We start from the raw sequence: 3,218 nt of genomic DNA, 5'->3' as shown, positions 1-3,218 counted from the left end.
CCGAAGTTGTGGCGCTGACCGGCGTTGCGGCAATGCTGGCCACCGGCGTTCTGCCCTACAATCAGGCGCTGCCGGTGCTGTCCAACCCGGCGCCTTGGACCATTGCGGCGATGTTCATCATCATGGGCGCTCTGGTGCGGACAGGGGCGCTGGATGCCTTTACCCAAATTGCCAAGAAACAGGCCGAGGTGAACCCCAAACTGGCGGTTGCGCTGCTGATGGCCTTTGTGGTCGCGGCCTCTGCCGTGGTGTCAAACACGCCGGTGGTTGTGGTGATGATCCCGGTTTTCATCCAGATTTCCCGCACCCTGAATGTCTCCGCCTCCAAAATGCTGATCCCGCTCAGCTATGCCGCGATCCTGGGCGGCACGCTGACGCTGATCGGCACCTCGACCAATCTGCTGGTGGATGGCGTGGCGCGGGCGCAGGGCCTGAAACCCTTCACTATTTTCGAAGTCACCCCGCTGGGCGTGATCTTGGTGGTCTATGGCATGGTCTATCTGCGCTTCATCGCACCGCGGTTGCTGCCGGACCGCGACAGCATGGCGATGCTGCTCAGCGATAAATCCAAGATGAAGTTCTTCACCGAAGCAGTGATCCCGCCTGAAAGCAACCTGATCGGCCGCGAAGTCACCGGCGTGCAGCTGTTCAAGCGCCCTGGCGTGCGGCTGATCGATGTGATCCGCGGCGATGAATCGCTGCGCCGCAACCTCAAAGGGGTGGAACTGCAGGTCGGCGACCGCGTGGTGCTGCGCACCCGAATGACCGAGCTGTTGAGCCTGCAAACCAATAAGGAGCTCAAGCGGGTGGATCAGGTTTCCGCCGTCGAGACCGAAACCGTCGAAGTGCTGATCACCCCGGGCTGCCGCATGGTCGGCCGCAGCCTTGGCGCGATGCGCCTGCGCCGCCGCTACGGCGTCTACACGCTGGCGGTGCACCGGCGAAACCAGAACATCGGTGTGCAGCTGGACGACCTCGTGGTGCGGATCGGCGACACCCTGCTGCTGGAGGGCGCGCCGGCTGATATCCAGCGTCTGGCCTCCGATATGGATCTGGCCGATGTCTCGCAGCCGACCCAGCGCGCCTACCGCCGCAGCCACGCGCCGATTGCTGTTGTTGCCCTTCTGGGGATCGTTCTATTGGCCGCCTTTGGCGTGGCGCCAATCCTGATGCTGTCTCTGCTGATGGTGTCGCTGGTGTTCGTGACCCGCTGCATTGACGCGGACGAGGCGTTCTCCTTTGTGGACGGGCGGCTCCTGGCGTTGATTTTTTCGATGCTGGCCATCGGCGCCGCGCTGGAAAGCTCTGGGGCGGTTGCCCTGATTGTCAATGCCATTGCCCCCGGCCTGTCGATGCTGCCGCCGTTCCTGCTGGTCTGGGCGGTCTATTTGCTGACCTCTGTGTTGACCGAGCTGGTCTCAAACAACGCTGTGGCTGTTGTCGTCACCCCGATTGCCATTGGCCTGGCCCAGGCCATGGGGGTGGATCCGCGCCCCTTGGTGGTGGCTGTCATGGTCGCCGCCTCGGCCTCTTTTGCCACCCCGATCGGCTACCAGACCAACACGCTGGTTTACGGTCCTGGCGGTTACAAGTTCACCGATTTTTTGCGTGTCGGCATCCCGCTGAACCTGACGGTCGGCATGGTTGCGTCCTTGATCATTCCGTTTTTCTGGCCGCTCTGACATCACCGGATGCCCTTGATGATGGCGGTTTTCCGCTTCGCCAGCATTTGTTTACGTGAAATTGTTAAAGCCGGGCCCATATGAAACAGAGAGTATTTCATGGGGTGGCAAAGTGGATTTCAAAAAACTGTTCCTGATCGCGGTCCTGGGCGGATCAACAGCCATTGTGCTGATGTCGCAGGCCTGGGCGGACCGGCACCCACAGTCTTTAAAAGTCTCCGCGCAGGCCGCAAAATCCTTGTGAAAGGATTTTGGCAAAACTTTTTCTCAAAAGTTTTGGTCCCCGCTACAATGGCCAAAACACCAGGATTGCCGGAATAGAGACGGCAATGACCAGAACCTCAAGCGGCAATCCCATCCGCCAGTAATCGCCAAAGCGGTATCCGCCGGGACCCAGCACAAGCGTGTTGTTCTTATGTCCGATCGGCGTCAGGAACGCCGCCGAGGCGGCAACTGCCACCGCCATCAGGAACGGATCCGGAGATACCCCCAGGGACTCGGCCATCTGAATGCCCACAGGTGCCGCGACAATGGCTGTGGCGGTATTGTTCAGCACGTCCGACAGCGTCATGGTCACCACCATCAGCACCGTCAACACTGCCCAGGCGGGCAGGCCTTCGGTCAGGCCTGTCAGCGCATTGGCAATCAGCGCTGTGCCGCCTGAACTGTCCAGTGCCGCCCCCAACGGGATCATCGACCCCAGCAGCACCACAACCGGCCATTCCACATGATCATAGATCTCCGCCACCGGCAGGATCTTGAAAAGAACATAACCGATTGCCACCAGTCCCAGAGCCACCGGCAGGTAGATCAGCCCGACGGAGGCCGCCAGAACGGCGGCGGCAAACAGACCGATGGCGGCCCAGGTCTTGTCATTTGCCGTTACCGCCAGCCCGCGCTGCGCCAGCGGCAGGCAGCCCAGCCAGTCGGTGACATCGGCACTGCGTCCGCGCGGGCAGAGCAGCAGCAGAATGTCCCCTGCTTCAATTTCAGTCTGGCGGATGTGTTTGGTGATCCTCCTGCCCTGACGGGAAACCCCCAATAGCACGGCGCTTTGCCGCCAGGCCAGGCCTATGGATTGGGCACTGCGGCCGCGCACACGGGCAGATTCCGGCACCACAACCTCAACCAGTTCCAGCCCGTCGCCTGCAGCCGTCACTTTTTCCTGCCGTGCGGCGTCGGCAAAATCCAGTTTCAGGGCGCTGCGGAACTCATCCAGTGCTTCCGGTTCGGCCTCGATCACCAGGGCATCCCCGTCCCGCAGCATGGCAGCGCTGGAGCGGCCATAGCGGCGCTTGCCATCCCGGATCAGCCCGATGATCGCCACATCCGCCTTCTCAGCCTCTTCATCCAGCTCGCCCAGCCGTTTGCCGATCAGTTCCGAGTCTTCGCCCACGGTCAGCTCGGCAATATAGGGCGCCAGCTGCGCCTCGGAAGCTCCTGCTGCATTCTCCCGCGCCGGGATCAGCCGCCAGCCGATAAGCGCCACAAAGCCAAGCCCAGCCAGCGCCGCAACGCCGCCCACCGGGGCAAAAT

Annotated in this window: 3 protein-coding genes; 2 read left to right on the top strand and 1 reads right to left on the bottom strand. The window is 61.9% G+C overall.

Annotation, left to right across the window (positions count from 1 at the left end; translation table 11 throughout):
• Together A2I95_RS28580 and A2I95_RS28575 are read left to right on the top strand one after the other, a co-directional pair.
• A partial coding sequence (locus A2I95_RS28580; RefSeq protein WP_291735355.1) for an SLC13 family permease occupies window positions 1-1,682 on the top strand: 1,682 nt, incomplete at its 5' end.
• Window positions 1,683-1,737: 55 nt separating this feature from the next.
• Window positions 1,738-1,926, top strand: coding sequence for a hypothetical protein (locus A2I95_RS28575; RefSeq protein WP_260007826.1), 189 nt, complete (start codon window positions 1,738-1,740; stop codon window positions 1,924-1,926).
• Between the two features lie 42 nt (window positions 1,927-1,968).
• On the opposite strand, the gene A2I95_RS28570 is transcribed toward A2I95_RS28575, so the two are convergent.
• The coding region (locus A2I95_RS28570; protein ID WP_291735349.1) for an SLC13 family permease at window positions 1,969-3,218 on the bottom strand (1,250 nt) is incomplete at its 5' end.

Source organism: Leisingera sp. F5, assembly GCF_001593695.1.
This window is presented reverse-complemented; position numbering and strand designations above follow the sequence as displayed.